We start from the raw sequence: 19,235 nt of genomic DNA, 5'->3' as shown, positions 1-19,235 counted from the left end.
ATTAATATATGGCAGATGATGTTCGTTTAGATAAGTGGCTGTGGGCAGCGCGTTTTTTTAAAACGCGGCAACTTGCCAAAGAAGCCATTGAAGGCGGTAAGGTGCACTATAATGGTGCGCGCTCCAAAGTCAGTAAAAAGGTTGAGATTGGTGCAAAACTTACCATTCGTCAAGGGTATGCTGAAAAAGTTGTTATCATTGTGGCTTTATCAGATAAACGCGGCGCGGCAAGCATTGCGCAAACGCTTTACAATGAAACCAATGATAGTATTGAGAAACGCGAGCACGAAACAATGCTTAGGAAACTAAATAAAGCCACCCTGCCCAATCCAACAAAACCAAATAAAAAAGAGCGTCGCCAGATTATCTCTTTTAAACATCAACAAGATAGTGGTGATTGAGAAGTTATAACCGCAATATTTTCTTTAACAATATCTTCATCGGTTACGTTATAACTTAGTGAACTTTTGCTAAAAACACTTTCACTTTTCACATTACTTTTGTTACTTGCCGCTGAGAAATGCACGGCATCGACGCCAGTTTCCTTAAATTGTGGAATATTATCTTTATTAACACCACCACCTGCCATAATTTCAATTTGACCATGATATCTTTGCACTATTTTGGCAATATCATCTAGCCCCATATATGCTTTACTTTTACCACCAGATGTTAAAATGCGATCAATACCTAGATCAATACATAGCTGCACACTGCCAAGATAATCAGGCACCATATCAATCGCACGATGAAAAGTCACTTCTAATTGATAAGACTTAGCAAGCTCTGTTAAATATTTTGTTGCTGCGATATTAATATGACTATGTTTGTCAAGCACACCGATAACAACACCATGCGCGCCTGACTCATACATAAGTTTAATCTCTTGCGCCATCATGTTAATTTCAGTCTCGTTATAACACAAATCCCCCGCGCGTGGACGGATCATCGTATGGCGTTTAGCTGTTGATTTCTCTTTAGCATATTGTACTAAATACGGTGAGGGGGTTAAACCATCTAAACTCAGTGCGTTACAGATCTCCAAACGAGTTATCTCGGGGAATTTTGCTACCACATCAATGGATTCAATATTATCCACGCAAATTTCAATATTCATGTTTAACTGTTTCCCCCCACTTTTTGCTTTTAATATCTGTTATAGACTTTCTTGATTTGCTATTTTCACTATTTTTTCATTTTTTCATTTTTTTTATCATGTGCTAAAAGACAAATCATGTCACAAGCAACATGTGCCGCAGCAATTGCCGTAATTTCAGCATGATCATAAGCCGGAGCCACTTCAACCACATCAGCACCAATTAAATTTAAACCGGTTAACCCACGCAAAATAGCTAAACCTTGCGCTGAGCTTAATCCTCCTGCTACAGGGGTGCCCGTACCTGGTGCAAATGCTGGATCCAAACAATCAATATCAAAGGTAATATACGTTGGTCTATCCCCTACAATGTGCTTTACGCGTTCAATTACTGTTTTAACACCATGTTCATGCACAAAAGGAGCATCTAATACATTCATGCCCATAAAGTCTTGATTCCATGTACGAATACCAATTTGTGCCGAATGCTTTGGATCGACAATGCCATTTTTAATCGCTTTATAAAACATTGTCCCGTGATTTAACGAATCTTCATCATCATCACGCCACGTATCACAATGCGCATCAAAATGAATGACTGATAAGCCTTTGCCATATTTTTGAGCCATCGCTTTTAAAATAGGATAAGTAATATAATGATCACCACCAAAGGTCAGTGGAAAAACGCTGTGATTAAGTAAATGCGCGATATGTGCTTGTATAGCATTTGGTGTCGTCAGCGGATTATGTGGATCTAAAAAACAATCACCATAATCAATTACTGCCAATTCATCAAAAGGGTTAAAGCCCCATGGAAACGTAGTAAGCTCTGCCAATTGCACTGATGCTGCGCGTATTGCCCTTGGACCTAAACGCGCGCCTGAGCGATAAGTAACTGCCAAATCAAAAGGCACACCGCTCACGGCAACATCAACATTGGTCAGATCTTTGGTGTAATTGCGACGCATAAAGCTTGTTACCCCACCATACGTCATCTCAAACTGTGATCCTTTTAGCGCTTTGCGCGCAATGGCTGCATCAACTAATTCACTCATTTATGATCATTCCTTTTATTGATTAATTTGTGTGTAAATACGATTAGCCCAAGGCAACATCTGCTCGTATTGAACAACCTCCGCATGATAGCGTGAAAACTGCAAACGATAGTAATCCAAACTGTTATCAATCACATGTAACTCGTCAAACAAAGCATGATGATTGATTAAATTAGTAACTGATTCATCATAACGTTTGATAATAAGATCTGTTTCAATATTGTGTCCACCCTTTTTAACTCGATCAGCAACACGCTCAATATTCAGCTCAACGCGCTCTAAGCCCATAAAATAACATACAGTGCGATAACCTTGCTGTTTAGCGCGCAAGATACGACTTAAAATACTTTTGCCTGAGAACGTGCTTTCCATACAAGTGTTTAAGCTATTATCAAGTGCGGTTTTATACAGAGCAATGGCTTGCTTTGATGCAAAGATCAACGGGTTGTCTTTATTTTTTAACGTCGCAATACGATTAAGCGCGTCAGGATCAATATTCGTTTGAATATTTGATAAGTCCAAATAGGCACGTAATGAGCTTTTGCCCGAACCATTTGCCCCTAATAAAAAAATAGCAACAGGCTCACTCTCAGAGCTAACCTGAATGGATTGCGTTACAAAATGATTAATCGTTGTATTCATCGCATTTTTCTTTTTTAGTGATTAGGTGTAATCCGTGTCTAATCGGCAATATTAAATTATCCACTTCTGGATGACCACAAATATATTGATTAAAATCATCTAAGGCCTTGGCGCGCTTATCCACAGGATCAAGCACCTCACCACGCCATAAAACATCATCAACAACAATCATCCCCTTTGCACTTAACTTCGGCAGCAGCAAGTCAAAATAGCGACGCGTTTGCATCTTATCGGCATCAATAAAAGCAAAGTCAATACCATCAGGAAGTGAATTAATTGCATCAATCCCTTCTTGAATAAGCATTTTAATTTTATAACCCACATCGCTTTCTTCAATATATTTACAAGCCAATTCATGACCGGATTGATGTTCTCGATCAATCGTATATATTAGCGTATCATCATCAGCTGCTTCCGCCATTGCTAGTGCTGACAATCCACTAAAGGTGCCTAAATCAACGCATATTTTAGGGTTTTGCATTTTGATAAAAAACTGCAAAAGTTTAGTAACAATGGTTTCTGATAACATTTGTGCGCCATGTACTGAACTTTCAGTGTCAGCCTTTAATGCTTGTAAAAGTAGAGAGTTTGGCTTGGTATGGTCAAGACAATACTGCCATATGTTTTGTTCTGTAAATTGGTTTTGTTTCATGTGATAATCTCCCAGTAACCACCTTTAGCTGAACCAATCCGCTTGATAACACCTTGCTTTTTAAGGCGGCTAATTATTTTCTCTACACCTGAGGTACTTAACCCTGTTTCTTCTGCAATAGCTACTATGCTTATATTATTGCTATATGAAATCAATGCCAAAACTTTGCTTTCATTTTCACCCCACTTTTCACCCCACTTTTCACCCCACTTTTTCACCGGCGTTTTCACGCTTTTGTCGAAATCTTTTTCTTCCAACGAGTCGAAATAATCACGATCGTAAGGAAAAGCAACCTCCATAAAATTTTCACTGAAATGAAAAACACGTTTTGAATAAGCTTGTAAAATACGATTCATGCCAGAGCCTAACTGCTCAACCAGATCAAGGTCTCGGTATACTTTGTAAATATCGCCACCTTCTGCAGAATTCAAAAAGGCAACCACTTCCTTTTCCAGCCTATCATTAAGCTCGCGCTTAAATTCCGTGGTTTCGTTTTCATATGGGTGGAAGGTGGTCATTTTTGCTGCTTCCTCAAACTGACAATTTTATTGTTAATAATTGGAGATTTAGACAATGTTTTTATCAAGATCATCATTTATTATCGAATGCAGCTTAAGTTTATGCGCATTATCACATGCTAAAGTAATTCCGACAACCTGATCGCTTATAGAAAAGCCACATGCGACAAAATCTTTACTATAATTTATTAGAAACATCAACAAGGACTGTGATATGAAACCAAAATTCAATTTAGAACAATGTGATTCGTTAAAAGCTTTATGTGAAAAAGAGCTTGGAAAGACACACCGAACGCCACCACAAAAATTTAGCCTAATGCTGCCATCTATCGAGGCTTTTTTGTATTTAGTTGGTATTATTTTTTCCATTTTTTTATTTTCGATGGCGCTTTTGGCAATACCATTTTTTCAAGAAATTAATGAACATATTCGTCCCACTTTCTTGATTACCCCTACCATATTTATTGGTCTTATTGCAGCGATCATTGCAATCTGTACTTTTGTGCTAGAATATACAAACTCAGATAAAAGAAACGGCAGAGCATTAGTTGCTAATAGCTATTTTTATGCTCTTTTTATTACCTATATGACAACCCTATTTTTCATATTGCTGTCTCATCTTTTAAACAATTATTTGTTTCCTATTTTTGGTTTTATAGCAATCTGTCTTTGGCTTATATTTGCTTTTCATAAAACTGTAATATTTATTATATTCTCAGCTAAAAGAAATCAATTGATTGACAAATTTTATATTTCACTATTTGATCAAGCTTATGCAGAAGCTTATATCTATGATGAAATAAAAAATTTTGCTGATCAACAACTTATATCACTAGATTTGCTTGATTATAAATTTTTTGATCAAAATAACCCAAACTATAAGTACATTCGAGCCAATCAAAATGGCTTTGTGTTAGACATATCTCTAAAAGCACTGATCCAATTTGCCAAACAATTAAACTCTCCCATATATCTATACCCTACCATATCCAGAAAAATAAAAATGGGGGATGCATTAATTGCCATTCCAAACACTGATAATTTAGATTTAGTTAAGTTTAATAGTCTTATCAACATATTTACCATCTCAGATCATTTATTATTTCTAAATGAATTTGATCAACTTGAGGTGAGCACAATTGAATCCATGAAAAATGAAAACAAAACTAATATCCAAAAAACTTCGATCTATACAAGAAATTGATTCTACATTTTTATAAGCTTGAAAAACCACTCGCTCAAAAACAAGCATACCGTGTGATGCAGAATAATATGCTTGATCCATTTATGTGCCTTGTTCCTTTTAGATCGTTAGAAAGGAGCATTTATCCATGGTGTTTTAAACAAATAGATACCTTAAATTTTCCTTTGCTATGGCAATTCCACAAAGACGTCCTCTTTTTAGCTATCCGCAATCAAGATTATTATTTCTTTAATATGCAAATTCAATATTTTCAAATATCATTTTATAGTGCAGTTAAAGATGCTACAGACCCAACTATACGCAAATCTGAAGCATGGAATTTTTTGCAGCGTATTTTTAGGCATGAGATCATTGATGTTATTCATAGCAATCCTGAGAGGTATAAAGAGTATGTCATATGTATACTACAAGCTTTTCAACAATTATTTAAACGAGCATTTGACGCTAATAAAGTTAATGATTTTTGTGAAATGTTGCAAAGCTGCTTAAATTTATTTGTTGATCAAGCGCATAGTTCTGAATCCGATCAAAATACTAAAGCGCTATTTGAATTTCGCCAGCAAGTTAGGGCATGTATATTATTTGAATTTATGGGCTATTTACTTTATATGGCGAACAGTAATCCAAAATTGCGCGAGCGCTGCAAAAGTATATTTGGCGTTTTTATGGAAAATAAGAAGGCTTTAATTTGGAAGTGTTTTTCATCGCTTAGTACAGTTTATCTTAAGACTGTTAATCTCAATAGATTTAATCCAAAGATTCAATCTTATTGGGTTCAGTGGTGTGTTTCTCCTTCCAAAGTTAATGTGACTGAGATTAAAAGAGATGAATCATTACGCAAGGTATATTTAGTGTTTTTGATAAAGCTCAACCCATCCTCATTACGAAGATCAATGTCTTGTACATTACTTGAAGACCTAAAGCAAGAGAAAACCCAATTAATTGAAGACTTGAAATCTATTGAAATGTGGGCAAGTTTTTTGGGTATGACCCAAACGCAAGCAGATGGGCTTATTCAAAAGATAGAAAGCAGCCCATTTTTTTAATCCATAAACCACATCATAAACTAGAGCAACCCTTCTCAATCTCCAGCAACTTCGCCTTATTATCCAATCCCCCACCAAAACCGGTTAAACTGCCATTGCTGCCGATGACTCGATGGCATGGCACAATAATTGAAATCGGGTTTAAGCCATTGGCAAGTCCAACGGCGCGTGCTTTGTTTTTATCACCCAAGCGTCTTGCTTGCTCGCCATAGCTTATCGTTTCGCCATATGGAATCTGACGTAGCTCTTGCCAGACACTTAACTGAAAATCTGTGCCATGCGGACATAATGGAATGTCAAATACTTGTCGTTTGCCTTCGAAGTATTCAGACAATTGAGTTTTTGCTTTAACAATTACCGGGTGATCAGCATCTTGCTTAAACGCTTGAATACTGATCTGAAAATCCTCTGATTGAGCTTCATGCTCCCAAAAGACATGATGAAGTCCTTTATCGGATGCAAATAAGATGAGCTCGCCAACAGGTGAACTCACCCTATCATAGACCGTTTGATCAGGTAAAAGTACTAAAAGCTTTTGAATTCTTTTCATGGTTTTCCCTTTCGTTTTACGATGTAATGAGCCAAGGATAAGTTGAGTTTTAATTTACCCCCTCACCCGTGCAGCTTAAGCTACACGACCTCTCCCACAAGGGGCGAGGTGAATACCCATCACAAATAAGTTATTTATACATTATTACTATCTCACAATTTTATCATTTTACAATTTCAAAATCAGGTAAATTCTCCAATAGTGCTTTACCATAAAACTTGGTTTTTAAGCGCTTATCTAGAATAATCACCTCTCCAATATCGGATTCAGTGCGCACTAGACGTCCAACCATTTGTGTTAATTTCAATGACGCTTGTGGCAGTGATATATCCATAAATGGTTTGCGCTTTATCGACTCTAACCACTCCGAGCGTGTTTTGTCAATCGGATTCGTTGGCACAGAAAATGGCAATTTATGAATAATCAATCGTGTTAAATAAGCGCCTGGCAAATCAACCCCTTCAGAGAAACTATCGACACCAAAAATAATCGAAGGTTTAAACTGATCCACGCGTTTTTTATGAATGGCAATCATCGCCTGCTTTGAGCGATCCCCCTGAATAAGCGTGATTTTTTTAAGGGCACTGTTTAAGCGCATATAGACCTTTTCCATCGCATGGATACTGGTAAAGAGCATTAAAGCGCCTTCATGCAAATCCTTGAAATAGACTTCATTGAGTAACTTAGCTGTTTCTTCAATATGTTTATCTTGTTGCGTCGGTTCATATTGCATATCAGCAATAATTAATTTTGATTTTGAATAATTTAGCGGCGATGACAACAGTAAAGTTTTAGCTTCTTTTTTAAGTGCCGTGGCATTTAAAAAACGATCAAACTTACCCAGTGAGCGCACTGTGGCTGAACACATCACCACGCCATGTTGGACATTTTGCCAAAAGACTTGCTTTAACAATGAAGCCGCTTCAATCGGTGAGGCATGAATATCATAATCTTGAAAATGAGTTGCCAACATATCCGTTTGCACTTCTTTTACTTCTTTTACTTCTTCCTGTTTAACTTTCTTTTCATGCGGAATAACCCATTTGGCAATTGGCGGCATCGTTGCTTGGTTGATCATCAATGACCACACGCTATAAAGATTTTTTGACCGCTCTAACAAAAAACCAATTTGCGTGAATTGCTTCTCTAAGCTACTGGCTGAATGAATTTGACTTTTTTCGGCAAAATCATCAAGTTTTGTTTTGAGCTTATCACACTGATTCATATAAAAGGCAGCACCCTCTTTGATGGACGTGGCAAGCGTCAACATCTCCTCATCAATGAGTGTCATACGCCAAACATTTTCTTCTTTTAATGCCTTATTATAGATTGGATCAATCAGTTGTTGCATTTGGGTTAGCTGCTGAATGAGATTTTTACGCACCTCTTTCCAGTTCTCACGCATTGAGCGATCAGCCAATTCAGAGGGTAAGGCATTTAACAGTTTATCAACATCATTAATCCATGTTTGTGAGCCTAATAGTGAGGCAAAACCAGAAAGTGACCTTAATGCCCGATCAGGTAAGTGATGACACTCATCGATAATATAAAGACTGTCTTCAAACTTAGGTAAAATTGCGCCATCTCCTAGATCAAGGTGTGACAGCAATAAACTGTGATTAACAACGATAATATCAACCTTACGCAAGCCTTGCCGTGCGTTAAAAAAAGGACATTCACGATAACACTCACAGCGGCTAAATGAACATGAACTGCTGGTGTTATAAATCTCACTCATTAATGCTTTAGAAACAGGCTTTTCCAATAGATCAAAATCACCATCCCAATCTTTGCTCAAACGCTGATCTAGCATTTCAGCTTCTTTTTGCAAGTCACTGTCATCACTGTCAAAGTGATGCAATTTACGTGGGCATAAATAGCGTGAACGCCCTTTTGCCAATTGATAACTAAACTCAATTTTATGGTGTTGCATAAGCTCATGAATAAATGGCAAATCTTTATCAATCAGCTGTTCTTGCAACGCCACCGTTGCTGTTGATACAACAATGGATAACTTCTCTTGCCCTTGTTTAGCGCGCACGTCATTTGCTAAAAGCGCACCCAAAAGATAAGCAAAACTTTTACCCGTTGCCGTTGGTGCTTCAATAACAATTTTTTCATTATTGATTAGTGTCTCTTTAACCGCTTCAATCATTTGTAATTGCGCATCACGTACATATAAACCGGCTTCTTCAAACAATTTTTTGATATTGAATTCTGTATGATTCATGCTTTGCTTTCTCATAGGACATGCTCTTTATTAACGGTTGCTCAAGTAGTGGTGCAGGTTTAACAAACTTCATGCTATATGATTATTTTTTAGGTAACGATGATTTATATATATTGGAAATGAGTTCATGATCAAATCTATAACTGTTAGTTAATGCTGAGGGGTTTCTAATAAAATTAGTATCTGACTGATTTTGATATTCATTAAGCATTTCTTCAACTAAACTACAAAAATCACCTTCACCACTTACTTTATAAATATCGTACCTTTCGTTGATAAATATAATGAACCTAGCAATAAACAGCTGGTTAGAACTTGAGTCATAACCCTGATTTCGATAATTGGTAATTTCATCATACATATTTCTAAATTGAATAATATCTCTACAAGAAATGTGATTTTGCGTAGACCATTCGCCAGTTAAAAATGTAACTGCATCTTTCTCCTTTAAAGAGCCTCCATTAAATAATGAACAAACAAATTCATGTCGTGCATCTTCATCCCACGTTAACGGAATTGTATGATGAAAAAATCTATCCAAGTATAAGTAGCCATTATAAGACTCTCCATACATGCCTTTAACAATATGAGATAACTCCTTTTTGTCACATAGAAATATAAAACTCACATTTATTTCAATGCTAAAAAAATGTTTTACTATTTCCAATAATGATAACGCATAGCTTGGTTTGCACCTATCAAGTTCGTCAAATATTAAAACCACTTCATCTAATCCATTAAAGGCTTCTGTAAATGTTTTCTTTACTTTTTCAAACCCACTGAACTCATCGAGGCTGCTCTCGATTCCCTGAAAACCAATATTTATTCCAGTATAAGGTATGCTTAGACTTATGTTTTTTCTTACGTATGAAATAATTTTTTTAAATGCTTCATCGCTTTTCGTTTGCTTTTGACTGCCTCCATTACTTTTATTATATATACCACTTAAGATATAAGTTATAGGGTCTGAAAAAACATCATACTCAAATGTATTTATATAAATAAAATTATAATCTTTAGCGATAGAGCTTTGCTCACGAAGGAAGTTGGCAAAAAAACTTTTCCCACTACCCCAAGGCGCGTCAATGCATAGTGTATTAACAGGTTCAGAAAAGCCTAACTTAATAAAGCTAGATTTTTTAGTTAAAAATCTCTTTATTTTTTCTATAGTCTGGTTAAATCCTTTAACATTTTGACTATCCTTATTTAAATTATTCATTCTCTGCTAACCTCTCCTTCAACCCTAAAACGCAAAAGCCGCTAAAGTGTGCTTGAATCAGAGGCATAGCGGCTATGTTGCTCCTGAGTGTATTCATTAGAATCCCAAAACGCAAGTTATTCATCTCTATATCGCTTAATTATTTAGATTGAATCGCTGATAAATAAACAATTTTAAGACTAACATAAGTATTGCCATTAAAATGCTCTTTAGATAAACGGTACGCCACTTGAACTTCATTACCGACTTTAAGGTCTGTGTGATTTAAATATTCATCGGCAAAAAACCAGATACTTTTAAGTGTTTTACCATAAATGGTGAGCATTAATTGTAAATGTTGGCTTTCTTTACCCACCCATTTGAAGCTATGGACACTTGCCTTATTACAAAATATAGGCGCTTCAAACTCGCGACCATAAGGCTCAAGCAAAGCAAATTTTTCAACATGTTTAAGCGTGAACTCCTCAGCAGTTAACTCACCATCACAATAAATAATTGGCGTGGCAGCAATATTGTTTTTAAGAATCGCTTTTTGACAATAATCATTAAATACTCGAGAAAATTCTACAAACTTTTCTTTATAAATAGTTAATCCAGCAGCTCCTGTATGTCCACCGTATTTGATCAGAATATCTGTTGTATTGTGATAAATAAGATCTAAAACGGCTTTGATATTTAAACCATCAATGCTGCGCGCCGATCCTGTGATAATATCATTCTCACCTTGCTTGGGTGAAAATAAAATCGTCGGCAAGCCAAAACTATCTTTAATGCGACTAGCAGAAATCCCATGCACACCAGCATGCCCATCGTCAAGATAGACACAAATACTTGATGTGCCTTTTGCATATTGCTTTGAGGCTTCCATCATCGCTTTGGCAGTCATTTCTTTTTGAATTGCCTTGCGATGATTGTTTTGTTGTTGTAAGAACTCAACCCATTGTTTGGTTTTTTGATGATCATCATTTAATAAGAAACTTACCGAGCTTAATGCATCGGACATTCGTCCATCGCTATTTAATAATGGTGCAATTACAAATCCCAAAAATTCACTATCGACCTTATGGTGAAAATAATCACTAAAGCTACTCCAACAGCTGCGTGTTAACTGTGAAATCTTGCGCATCCCATAAAAAGCCACAACGCGATTATTAATACTCTTTGCCATAGACACACAGTCAGCGACGGTACCTACCGCAACGAAGTCCAATAAATCCGTTAACTGATAGTCATTATTGATCGGTTTTCCTTCAAGCAATAGTAGCCTTCTGACTTCAGCCACCAATAACCAAGCAACCATACATCCGGCAATAAAGGGATCATTATACTCACAGCCCTTTTGTGTGGGGTTCAACACCGCATAAGCGCTTTGCGGCACACCTTCTTCAGGAATCGCGTGATGATCAGTAACAATCACATCAATGTCTTGTGATTTTAATAACGCAATACGCGCTTCATCAGTAGAGCCATTATCAGCGGTGATTACAAGATTAGGGCGTATGTCATCATCTAAAATACGTTGCGCAAGTTTATCAGATAAACCATAACCTTCCTCCATTCTATGCCCGATATAAGATCGGACTTTATCTAGTGGATGGTTAAAAATCTTGGTTAGAGCAACATGTAAAATCGCGTGCGATGTTTGCCCATCACAATCATGATCGGTTTCAAGCCCAATAATTTCGCCGGCTTCTAGTGCTTGAATAATACGTTTTGCAGCTTTGGTCGCATCTTTTAATAAATGTGGAGAAGTTAAAAATTTAAGCTTTAAGTTGACAAACTTCAAGGCGTGCTCTGGATCATCAATGCGTCGCGCGATAATGCTTGCGATAAAACTATCGACCTTATTTTCAAGCAACACTTGGTGTACTTTACGATGAAATGGACGCAGTTTAATGATGATCTCTGGACGTTTTAATTTTGGTGCAGCAATTGTTTCAGCCATTAGGCTTCCTTTGGTTTTTTGTTATTAATATTGCGTCGTGTCCACATTTTCACACCTGAGTTTATGAGTGCTGCCAATGGAATCGCAAAGAACAAACCCCAAAAGCCCCATATACCACCAAAGATAAGCACTGCGGCAATGACTGCTACCGGATGAAGACTCAGTGCCTCAGAGTATAATAGTGGCACCAATAGATTGCCATCCAAACCTTGAATGATCAAATAAACCAAAAGCATATAGAAAAGCTCGGAGCTAAAGCCAAACTGACTAATGCCAATAAGCACAACGGGGATCGTAACAATCACCATCCCAATATAAGGGATAAATACTGAAAGCCCGACACAAATTGCCAATAGTAACGAGTAATTTAAGCCAAAAACGATAAAGCCAATATAAGTAACGACGGTAACAATTAAACATTCAATGGTTTTACCTTTGACATAGTTACCCAATTGTGGGCGCACATCTGCCCACACTTCCTCTAATGCGCCACGCTCTTTAGGTAGCATACTAACAAACCACTTACCAATACGTTCTTTGTCTTTTAAAAAGAAAAATGCTAATAATGGCACAATAAATAAATAGACCAACCAAGTAAATAGACTTGATAACGAGGCAAGCGAAAACTTCAATAAATACTGACCAATACCTGCAATTTTATCCATTTTAATATTTGAGATGGTGCTAATCGCGTCCTTAATCTGCTCAGGTGTGATAACTGTTGGGTATTTCTTCGACAACTCCAATAAACTTGCATGGAGATTATTCATTTGCTGAGGAATACTTTGCACAAACTGCCCTGCTTGGTGCATCAGTGCAGGTAGCACAAATAGCAATAACATAATTACTAACGCAATAAAAATTAAAAACACAATGTAAACCGCTATGTTACGATTAAGCTTTAATACTTTAGATAGAAAAGAAACAACTGCTTCCAATAAATAAGCAATGATCACACCCGCTAAAATCGGTGCTAAAAGGTCACCAAAAAAGTTAATAATCAGTACCGCAACAACGGTTACAACAATAAAGACGGCAGGCTCATTGCTATCAAATTTTTTCTGATACCACTGCCTTAAATACTTAATCAAAGGAATTACCTATTTGTAAGATTCAATGACAAATGATTGTATACAAATTATTATGTTTTTTATAGTGTTTCATGATCGCAAATTGCGCGGAGTTTTTGAGTGTTAGAGTGTAATTGACTGGTAACAACCTAAGTTCTTCAAAAACGACGTTTTCTTTAAAATCGCTAATAAGGCAGCTTGCACATTATGCTCTTCTTCATGCCCTTCAAAATCCACAAAAAAGCTATAATCCCAAGCACGCGAGCGTGATGGTCTAGATTCAATCTTACACATATTGATATTGTGCTCTGACAAACAAGCAAGGACTTGTACTAATGCATTAGGTTTATGCAATGTTGTAAAGATAATTGATGATTTATACAATTGATCTTTTTCATAGGGTATATTTAGCTCATCACGTCCCAATAAGAAAAATCGTGTGAAGTTAAATGGCTCATCTTCAAAATGCTCTTTAATGATTTTTAGCGAATAGGTTTCTGCTGCTAACTTACTGGCAATTGCCGCCTGCGTTAAAATCTCTTTTTCAGCGATGTATTTGGCAGCACCCGCGGTATCAACAAAGCTCTTAGGGGATAAACCCATGCGCTCAATATTGTTCTGGCACTGTGCCAAAGCTTGTGGATGTGAACGCACTAGCTCAATGTTATCGATATTTGCATCAGGGTGAATCATCAAACAATGCTCAACCTTTAAAATAACCTCATGCTGAATACGCAGATTGTATTTAATCAACTCATCATAGGCAGGAATGACACTACCAGCAATCGAGTTTTCCACTGGAATCATCGCAAAATCGACTTTTTTTTCAGCAACCATCTCAAGCGCTTCGGCAAATGATGCACATGCTAAGGTTTCAATTTGATCTTGCCTATTTTGCTTATTTTGCGCTTGATAAAACTTATGAATCGCCTGTTCTGAATAAGCACCTTTTTCCCCTTGAAACGATATGACTAAAAGCAAATTAACCCCCTTTTTTACTATCTTTTACTATATAGAAACAGCTTCAATGATTAACAACAATAACGACTTGAGGTTTCAAATCGAAAATTCTTGGCAACATAATCTGACACTCATGTGTTATTTAATAAATCTAGCGGATAAACTATTATCAATTAACTGTTGGATTTCTGCAGTACCTAACTGTAAACCTTCAATCAGTTCAATATAGTTTTGATTAACATAACCACCAAAATACGCCGGATCATCGGAGTTAATCGTCACTTTGATGCCTTTGTCTAACAAAATTCGCGCCGGATGATCGATCAAGTTTGGGACTACTTTTAAAGCTTTATTTGATAATGGGCACATCGTGAGCGCGATATTATCTTTGGCAATACGTTTCATCAATACATCATCAGTTAAGATTGCATTACCATGATCAATACGTTCAACCCCTAGAATATCCAACGCCTGCCAAACATACTTGTCAGGCCCCTCTTCACCAGCATGTGCAACGAGATGTAAGTTTTCCTTGCGTGCTAATTCAAAGAGGTTTTTAAATTTCTCTGGCGGATTGCCAAGCTCAGAGCTATCCAAACCAATGCCAATAAAGTTATCGCGATAATCCATTAATTGATCAAAGGTGTTTAAAGCATCTTTTTCTGATAAATGACGTAAGAAACACATAATTAATTGTGTATCTATGTTTAGTTCAGCTTGCGCTTGTTTAACCGCACGATTGACACCATCAAAAAGTGTATAAAGTGAAATGCCACGTGATAAATGCGCTTGTGGATCGATAAAAATCTCAGTATGTGTTACATGATCTTGTTGTGATTTGAGTAGATAAGCATAAGTTAAATCATAAAAATCATCCGCAGTTTGAAGCACTGACATGCCTTGATAATATAAATCTAAAAACTCTTGCAGATTGTTAAAGTTATAGGCTTTTTTAACCTCTGCTAAATTTTTGTACTTTAGTTTGACGCCATTTTTTTGCGCCAAGTTCAGCATCATCTCAGGCTCAAGACTGCCTTCAAGATGTATATGTAATTCAGCTTTAGGTTGTTGCAATAAGGTTTTGATATTGTATGACATGGTTTTGTTTTCACCTATTTTTTGTGTTTTTTCTTTTATTTATTTACCAAAAACCTGCTTAAGCATGCGCGTACTATGTGTTTGTAGGTTAGGGTATTTTGTAAGTTGTTCTTTTAACTGGCTTTGCCAAGGGGTGTGCGCAATATTGGCAACGACAGAATATACAATATGATCCAACAAACTGGGAGAATCATCAAAGAAATAGTTGTTGTGACCCAAAAAGTTAGATAATGCACATAAGTCTTCATCTGCTTTTTGATAAATTTGTGCTTTACTCAAGCGCCCTAATCCTTGTTCATATGTTTGCTTTGTCGCATTTTTTGTCATGACTTTAAAGATCATACCAAACAATAACTTAGGCAACTTAGTGCCCTCTTGAACTACCTTGCGCCAGTTATTATCAGCGGAAACATCAACCCAACGACTATAGACCAACGCCCAATACAAATGCTCCTCACATAATCTCTGATAAGCCAAGGTTTGTGATTTTTCTAAATCAGTTAAGTTTTGCTGCATTGGTTTAACACATTCTTTCTCAAGCAAATCAATAATTAAACTACTGTCGCTATAAAACTTATCTTGTTTCTTAATATATGGCATTTTGCCCGTTGGTGAGCGACGTAAATCCGCACTATAAAAATTTTGATATGGTATTTTCTGTGCAAGCAAATAGCTTTCTAATTTCATGCAAAAAGGACTGGAATTTGGCACATTACCTAATTTAGGAAATTGATGTAATTCAATCATCAGCTCACTACTCCTTGTCATTATCTTTATTGGGCGGTTTTTTATCTTCTGTGCGATAAGCACTTAAGTCGATAATATTATTTGTGTATGTCTGTTTATTATAAGTTGTGTTTTCGCCTTGTATCTCTTTGAAGTCTATCTTTTGATCATTCGATATAACCTGCAAAAATTGATTACCATTAAACTGCAACAAAGCCTTATAACGATCAATACCATCATAGCTATACTCAAATGCATATTCGCGAAATAAGCACATGCTCCCGATATTGCTTTGGCGCGATAAGCGCATTTTGGTCAAACACACCGTATCATCTAATAGCTGAACATCCCATTGCTTTGCTGTTTTAACTGCCATATAAACCGCATGCTCTCTTGCTTTCATTGAGCTGCGCCAGATCAAGATCGCGATAACGATAATAATGATGGCACTTACTACGCCAATACTCATGCTAACAACCTACTTATTGTTTAAGTTATTTAAAATGACCGTTGCTCTTTGTCCGGTATTTGGCACAGTCACCAAACCATTTTTGGTGTCATAAAGTACCTTATCTCCAGAGAAGCGATTACCTGCGCGATCAACATAAGCTTTATCTTGTATGGTCAACGTGCTATTGAGCAAATTAAAGTTCATCTGTCTGCCTTCAGCATACATAGTTTGTTGATCTGAGTCAGGCTCTTTCTGTTTAGATTGTTTTGGAAACGGCAAAGAATAAAATTTAGCAATATATGGTGTTGTAGAAGTCAAAACCACATCTTTGACTTGTTTATTTTGATCATCAAATAAAACCGTTAGCATTTGCCCCGTTAAAAAACGGCAGCCATTTTGTTTTTTACAAACGTTCTTGGCATAATCTAATGCCGCTTGTTGAACTTTGGTATAGTCCACTTTGTCATCGGCTTCTTTTGGGTCAGGGAATTGATATACGGGCCAGTTACTATTTTCATTAGGCACACTATAACCGCCACATTGAATATTGGCATCTTTGGTTTGCATCACAAGCACATTGCCCTGATAAATCATCTTATGCGCATCCTGACTATAAGATAAACTGTCACTACAAATGGTAATTTGTCCATCACTGCTGGCATTTTTACCAAACATGCCAGCAGCATCCATTGAACCACCTTGTTCAGCGGCGAAAGCATGCTGTAACATAAACAAAGAAGCTGCGCCAAATAATGCATACTTTAGCAATCTATGTTTTATTTCATGTTCATTTTTTTTACTTTTTTTACTTTGTTTGCTTCTTTTGTCTCTTTTACTGTCCTGCATAATAACTTCTTACATCCTTCAATAACTTAAAATCACCTTTTTTAGGTGATCCATTCATGCCTGTACCAATCGTATTATTTAGTGTACCTGGTTGACTTATCGTAACTTTTTTATCTGTATCCATATAGTCTTTGTCATCATCGTAATTGACCGAATCAGTCGCAATTTTAATCGCAGGTGAGTTTTTGCCATTGGCATGACGCAACATCACCACATTGCCATATAAATGCATATTATTGTTGTTATTGGTAATATCGGCATAATGTGCACTGATATTCCAAGGTTTATCTTTTTTGTCTTTTGAATATAGCGTAGCGTTAACCGTTGTAAGCTTTGAATCTTGATTATAAAAACGTGTTGCATCAACTGCGGTTGCTGTATATTCTAGCCAACCTTTGGTGTTATACCTTTCATAGGTAATAGCCTTTGCGGTGTTCTCAACAAAATGCGCTGGCAGGTCACCATGACTAATTTGCTCTTGCGCTGATTTAACCACCAACCAACCGCTAGTACCAATCACAACGACAAGTCCAACGGTTGTGAAGAAAACGCGCTTACTAAAAAACATTAAACTTTAACCTCACCAACAGTGATATAATCATCAACGATTTTATCTAATAACCCTTTACTTTCTAATATCAGATCACAGACTTCGCGCACTGCACCGCAGCCGCCTTGTTGTGATGTTACGTAATCAACACGCATTTTAACAGCACTTAAGGCGTCAGCTGGTGCAAAGGATACTGCTGATTTCAGCATCAAAGTCAAATCAGGTAAATCATCTCCCATATAGGCGACATTTCTCTCGCTTATTTGATGTTTTGTTAATAAATCTTCGTAAGCTTGAATTTTATTTTTTTGTCCTTGGTAGATGTCATTAACACCCAAAGCAGTTAATCGATCATGAACAATTTGTGAACTTTTTCCTGTAATAACAGCCAGTTTAATGCCAAATTTTTGCAGTAAAAGGATCCCTAAACCATCTTTTACATCAAAGAGTTTAGTTTCATTACCATCATTGCTTAAAATAATTTTACCATCACTTAAAACCCCGTCTACATCCAGTATCAATAACTGAATATTTGCCATTTTCTCTTTTAAACTTTTGTTAATCATTATGTGATATAAACTCTATTTAGAAACTTGGCTTAGTATATACCGCTCGCAAATCATTTTACAGTGTTTCTCTAGCTATAATCAACGCGATTTAAAAACTTCAACTCTCTGCATGACATTTAAATTATGGCGTATTAGTATGCTTAAGCTTATTAATAAATAGTAATAAAAAAGGAAACTAAATGTTAAGTTACAAGGACATGCCCAAAGGTGTCTTAAATATTAATTTAATTCAAATCTTTTCAACCGTTGGCTATGCGGTGCTCATGGGACTCTTAAATTTCTATCTTAGTCGTCAAGCAGGCATGAGCAAGATCGAAGCAAATACCCTGACTGCTAGCTTTTTTGCACTAAACTTCTTGTTTCACTTTCTAGGAGGGGCTGTCGGTGGGCGTTATGTAAGCTTTAGAGGCCTATTCTGTGCAAGTTTAGTGTTACAGTTTATGGGATTATTTCTTATTGCCGTACATGTACATATGATTATTTTAATCGGCATGGCAATTTTTATCACGGGTTCTGGCCTTAATGTTAGTTGTATTAATATGATGCTCACGCAATTATTTAATCAAGATGATAAACGCCGCCGCATCGCATTTTCAATTAACTATAGCTGCATGAACATAGGCTTTGTTTTAAGCTTCTTTGTGGCTGGAATTTTGCAAGGAAATAACCTTTACAGTGCTGCTTTTATCTTTGCCGCAGTGTGTTTATTTATCGCATTTGTACTTCATCTTCTGAAGTTTAGAGTTTCAGATTAATTTTTTATTGTGTCTGGCTATTTTTAATCGACTTATGGCATTGTGATTGGCAG

General features: G+C 36.6%; 20 protein-coding genes and 1 pseudogene. 4 read left to right on the top strand and 17 right to left on the bottom strand.

What is annotated here, in order from left to right; all coding sequences use genetic code 11:
• Window positions 1-8 precede the first annotated feature (8 nt).
• The gene (hslR, locus tag ACTS4L_RS01425) at window positions 9-401 is read left to right on the top strand and encodes a ribosome-associated heat shock protein Hsp15 (RefSeq protein ID WP_440617583.1); all 393 of its coding nucleotides are present in this window, start codon (window positions 9-11) and stop codon (window positions 399-401) included.
• Here the strand turns inward: hslR and ACTS4L_RS01420 are convergent.
• From ACTS4L_RS01420 to ACTS4L_RS01400, 5 genes are all read right to left on the bottom strand, one after another.
• Window positions 380-1,117 carry a copper homeostasis protein CutC gene (locus ACTS4L_RS01420; RefSeq protein WP_440617584.1) on the bottom strand — a complete coding sequence of 246 codons (738 nt, stop codon included), beginning with the start codon at window positions 1,115-1,117 and terminating at the stop codon, window positions 380-382. The genes hslR and ACTS4L_RS01420 overlap by 22 nt on opposite strands.
• A gap of 68 nt (window positions 1,118-1,185) precedes the next feature.
• Window positions 1,186-2,151, bottom strand: coding sequence for an agmatinase (gene speB, locus ACTS4L_RS01415; protein ID WP_440617585.1), 966 nt, complete (start codon window positions 2,149-2,151; stop codon window positions 1,186-1,188).
• 15 nt (window positions 2,152-2,166) lie between these two features.
• The gene (locus tag ACTS4L_RS01410; RefSeq protein WP_440617586.1) at window positions 2,167-2,793 is read right to left on the bottom strand and encodes a zeta toxin family protein; all 627 of its coding nucleotides are present in this window, start codon (window positions 2,791-2,793) and stop codon (window positions 2,167-2,169) included.
• A complete protein-coding gene (locus ACTS4L_RS01405; RefSeq protein ID WP_440617587.1) occupies window positions 2,777-3,445 on the bottom strand; it encodes an O-methyltransferase in 669 nt (222 codons plus the stop codon). Before ACTS4L_RS01405 ends, ACTS4L_RS01410 begins: the two co-directional genes overlap by 17 nt.
• A complete protein-coding gene (locus tag ACTS4L_RS01400) occupies window positions 3,442-3,963 on the bottom strand; it encodes a winged helix-turn-helix transcriptional regulator (RefSeq protein ID WP_440617588.1) in 522 nt (173 codons plus the stop codon). The genes ACTS4L_RS01405 and ACTS4L_RS01400 overlap by 4 nt, the downstream gene beginning before the upstream one ends.
• Window positions 3,964-4,177: 214 nt before the next feature.
• On the opposite strand from ACTS4L_RS01400, the gene ACTS4L_RS01395 reads away from it, so the two are divergent.
• Both ACTS4L_RS01395 and ACTS4L_RS01390 read left to right on the top strand, forming a co-directional pair.
• A complete protein-coding gene (locus tag ACTS4L_RS01395; protein WP_440617589.1) occupies window positions 4,178-5,167 on the top strand; it encodes a hypothetical protein in 990 nt (329 codons plus the stop codon).
• 53 nt (window positions 5,168-5,220) lie between these two features.
• On the top strand, window positions 5,221-6,213 hold the full coding sequence (locus ACTS4L_RS01390; protein ID WP_440651626.1) for a hypothetical protein: 993 nt from the start codon (window positions 5,221-5,223) through the stop codon (window positions 6,211-6,213).
• Window positions 6,214-6,226: 13 nt separating this feature from the next.
• On the opposite strand, the gene ACTS4L_RS01385 is transcribed toward ACTS4L_RS01390, so the two are convergent.
• The 12 genes from ACTS4L_RS01385 to ACTS4L_RS01330 all read right to left on the bottom strand — a co-directional run bounded on the left by ACTS4L_RS01385 (window position 6,227) and on the right by ACTS4L_RS01330 (window position 18,427).
• Window positions 6,227-6,763, bottom strand: coding sequence for a methylated-DNA--[protein]-cysteine S-methyltransferase (locus ACTS4L_RS01385; protein WP_440617591.1), 537 nt, complete (start codon window positions 6,761-6,763; stop codon window positions 6,227-6,229).
• Between the two features lie 163 nt (window positions 6,764-6,926).
• Window positions 6,927-9,008, bottom strand: a complete 2,082-nt coding sequence (gene dinG, locus ACTS4L_RS01380; protein WP_440617592.1) for an ATP-dependent DNA helicase DinG — start codon at window positions 9,006-9,008, stop codon at window positions 6,927-6,929.
• Window positions 9,009-9,075: 67 nt separating this feature from the next.
• Window positions 9,076-10,212, bottom strand: coding sequence for a KAP family P-loop NTPase fold protein (locus ACTS4L_RS01375; protein WP_440617593.1), 1,137 nt, complete (start codon window positions 10,210-10,212; stop codon window positions 9,076-9,078).
• A 139-nt stretch (window positions 10,213-10,351) separates the two neighbouring features.
• On the bottom strand, window positions 10,352-12,115 hold the full coding sequence (gene recJ / locus ACTS4L_RS01370; protein WP_440617601.1) for a single-stranded-DNA-specific exonuclease RecJ: 1,764 nt from the start codon (window positions 12,113-12,115) through the stop codon (window positions 10,352-10,354).
• A gap of 41 nt (window positions 12,116-12,156) precedes the next feature.
• Window positions 12,157-13,248, bottom strand: coding sequence for an AI-2E family transporter (locus tag ACTS4L_RS01365; protein WP_440617594.1), 1,092 nt, complete (start codon window positions 13,246-13,248; stop codon window positions 12,157-12,159).
• A gap of 102 nt (window positions 13,249-13,350) precedes the next feature.
• Window positions 13,351-14,208 (bottom strand): prephenate dehydratase, encoded by an 858-nt coding sequence (pheA, locus tag ACTS4L_RS01360; RefSeq protein ID WP_440617595.1) that lies wholly within the window; start codon window positions 14,206-14,208, stop codon window positions 13,351-13,353.
• A 117-nt stretch (window positions 14,209-14,325) separates the two neighbouring features.
• Window positions 14,326-15,285: an adenosine deaminase gene (locus ACTS4L_RS01355; RefSeq protein ID WP_440617596.1), complete on the bottom strand. Its 960-nt coding sequence runs from the start codon at window positions 15,283-15,285 to the stop codon at window positions 14,326-14,328.
• Window positions 15,286-15,324: 39 nt separating this feature from the next.
• The gene (locus tag ACTS4L_RS01350; protein ID WP_440617597.1) at window positions 15,325-16,032 is read right to left on the bottom strand and encodes a glutathione S-transferase family protein; all 708 of its coding nucleotides are present in this window, start codon (window positions 16,030-16,032) and stop codon (window positions 15,325-15,327) included.
• A 7-nt stretch (window positions 16,033-16,039) separates the two neighbouring features.
• On the bottom strand, window positions 16,040-16,480 hold the full coding sequence (locus tag ACTS4L_RS01345; protein ID WP_440617598.1) for a DUF3301 domain-containing protein: 441 nt from the start codon (window positions 16,478-16,480) through the stop codon (window positions 16,040-16,042).
• Window positions 16,481-16,489: 9 nt separating this feature from the next.
• Window positions 16,490-17,308 (bottom strand): LptA/OstA family protein, encoded by an 819-nt coding sequence (locus ACTS4L_RS01340; protein WP_440617599.1) that lies wholly within the window; start codon window positions 17,306-17,308, stop codon window positions 16,490-16,492.
• Window positions 17,295-17,876 carry an LPS export ABC transporter periplasmic protein LptC gene (gene lptC / locus ACTS4L_RS01335; RefSeq protein ID WP_440617600.1) on the bottom strand — a complete coding sequence of 194 codons (582 nt, stop codon included), beginning with the start codon at window positions 17,874-17,876 and terminating at the stop codon, window positions 17,295-17,297. Before lptC ends, ACTS4L_RS01340 begins: the two co-directional genes overlap by 14 nt.
• Entirely contained in the window at window positions 17,876-18,427 is a 552-nt protein-coding gene (locus ACTS4L_RS01330) for a KdsC family phosphatase (RefSeq protein WP_440617602.1), read from the bottom strand. Before ACTS4L_RS01330 ends, lptC begins: the two co-directional genes overlap by 1 nt.
• 179 nt (window positions 18,428-18,606) lie before the next feature.
• Between ACTS4L_RS01330 and ACTS4L_RS01325 the strand changes: the two are divergent.
• A pseudogene (locus ACTS4L_RS01325) lies at window positions 18,607-19,170 on the top strand (MFS transporter); the annotation flags it as partial.
• Window positions 19,171-19,235 lie beyond the last annotated feature (65 nt).

It is taken from the genome of Cysteiniphilum sp. 19S12-1, assembly GCF_052030685.1.
GTDB lineage: Bacteria > Pseudomonadota > Gammaproteobacteria > Francisellales > Francisellaceae > Caedibacter.
This window is presented reverse-complemented; position numbering and strand designations above follow the sequence as displayed.

Bases quoted from the DNA above. Each gene is read 5' to 3' on its own strand.
- hslR (WP_440617583.1), top strand. From the start codon at position 9: ATGGCAGATGATGTTCGTTTAGATAAGTGGCTGTGGGCAGCGCGTTTT.
- ACTS4L_RS01420 (WP_440617584.1), bottom strand. From the start codon at position 1,117: ATGAATATTGAAATTTGCGTGGATAATATTGAATCCATTGATGTGGTA.
- speB (WP_440617585.1), bottom strand. From the start codon at position 2,151: ATGAGTGAATTAGTTGATGCAGCCATTGCGCGCAAAGCGCTAAAAGGA.
- ACTS4L_RS01410 (WP_440617586.1), bottom strand. From the start codon at position 2,793: ATGAATACAACGATTAATCATTTTGTAACGCAATCCATTCAGGTTAGC.
- ACTS4L_RS01405 (WP_440617587.1), bottom strand. From the start codon at position 3,445: ATGAAACAAAACCAATTTACAGAACAAAACATATGGCAGTATTGTCTT.
- ACTS4L_RS01400 (WP_440617588.1), bottom strand. From the start codon at position 3,963: ATGACCACCTTCCACCCATATGAAAACGAAACCACGGAATTTAAGCGC.
- ACTS4L_RS01395 (WP_440617589.1), top strand. From the start codon at position 4,178: ATGAAACCAAAATTCAATTTAGAACAATGTGATTCGTTAAAAGCTTTA.
- ACTS4L_RS01385 (WP_440617591.1), bottom strand. From the start codon at position 6,763: ATGAAAAGAATTCAAAAGCTTTTAGTACTTTTACCTGATCAAACGGTC.
- dinG (WP_440617592.1), bottom strand. From the start codon at position 9,008: ATGAGAAAGCAAAGCATGAATCATACAGAATTCAATATCAAAAAATTG.
- ACTS4L_RS01375 (WP_440617593.1), bottom strand. From the start codon at position 10,212: ATGAATAATTTAAATAAGGATAGTCAAAATGTTAAAGGATTTAACCAG.
- ACTS4L_RS01355 (WP_440617596.1), bottom strand. From the start codon at position 15,285: ATGTCATACAATATCAAAACCTTATTGCAACAACCTAAAGCTGAATTA.
- ACTS4L_RS01350 (WP_440617597.1), bottom strand. From the start codon at position 16,032: ATGATTGAATTACATCAATTTCCTAAATTAGGTAATGTGCCAAATTCC.
- ACTS4L_RS01345 (WP_440617598.1), bottom strand. From the start codon at position 16,480: ATGAGTATTGGCGTAGTAAGTGCCATCATTATTATCGTTATCGCGATC.
- ACTS4L_RS01340 (WP_440617599.1), bottom strand. From the start codon at position 17,308: ATGCAGGACAGTAAAAGAGACAAAAGAAGCAAACAAAGTAAAAAAAGT.
- lptC (WP_440617600.1), bottom strand. From the start codon at position 17,876: ATGTTTTTTAGTAAGCGCGTTTTCTTCACAACCGTTGGACTTGTCGTT.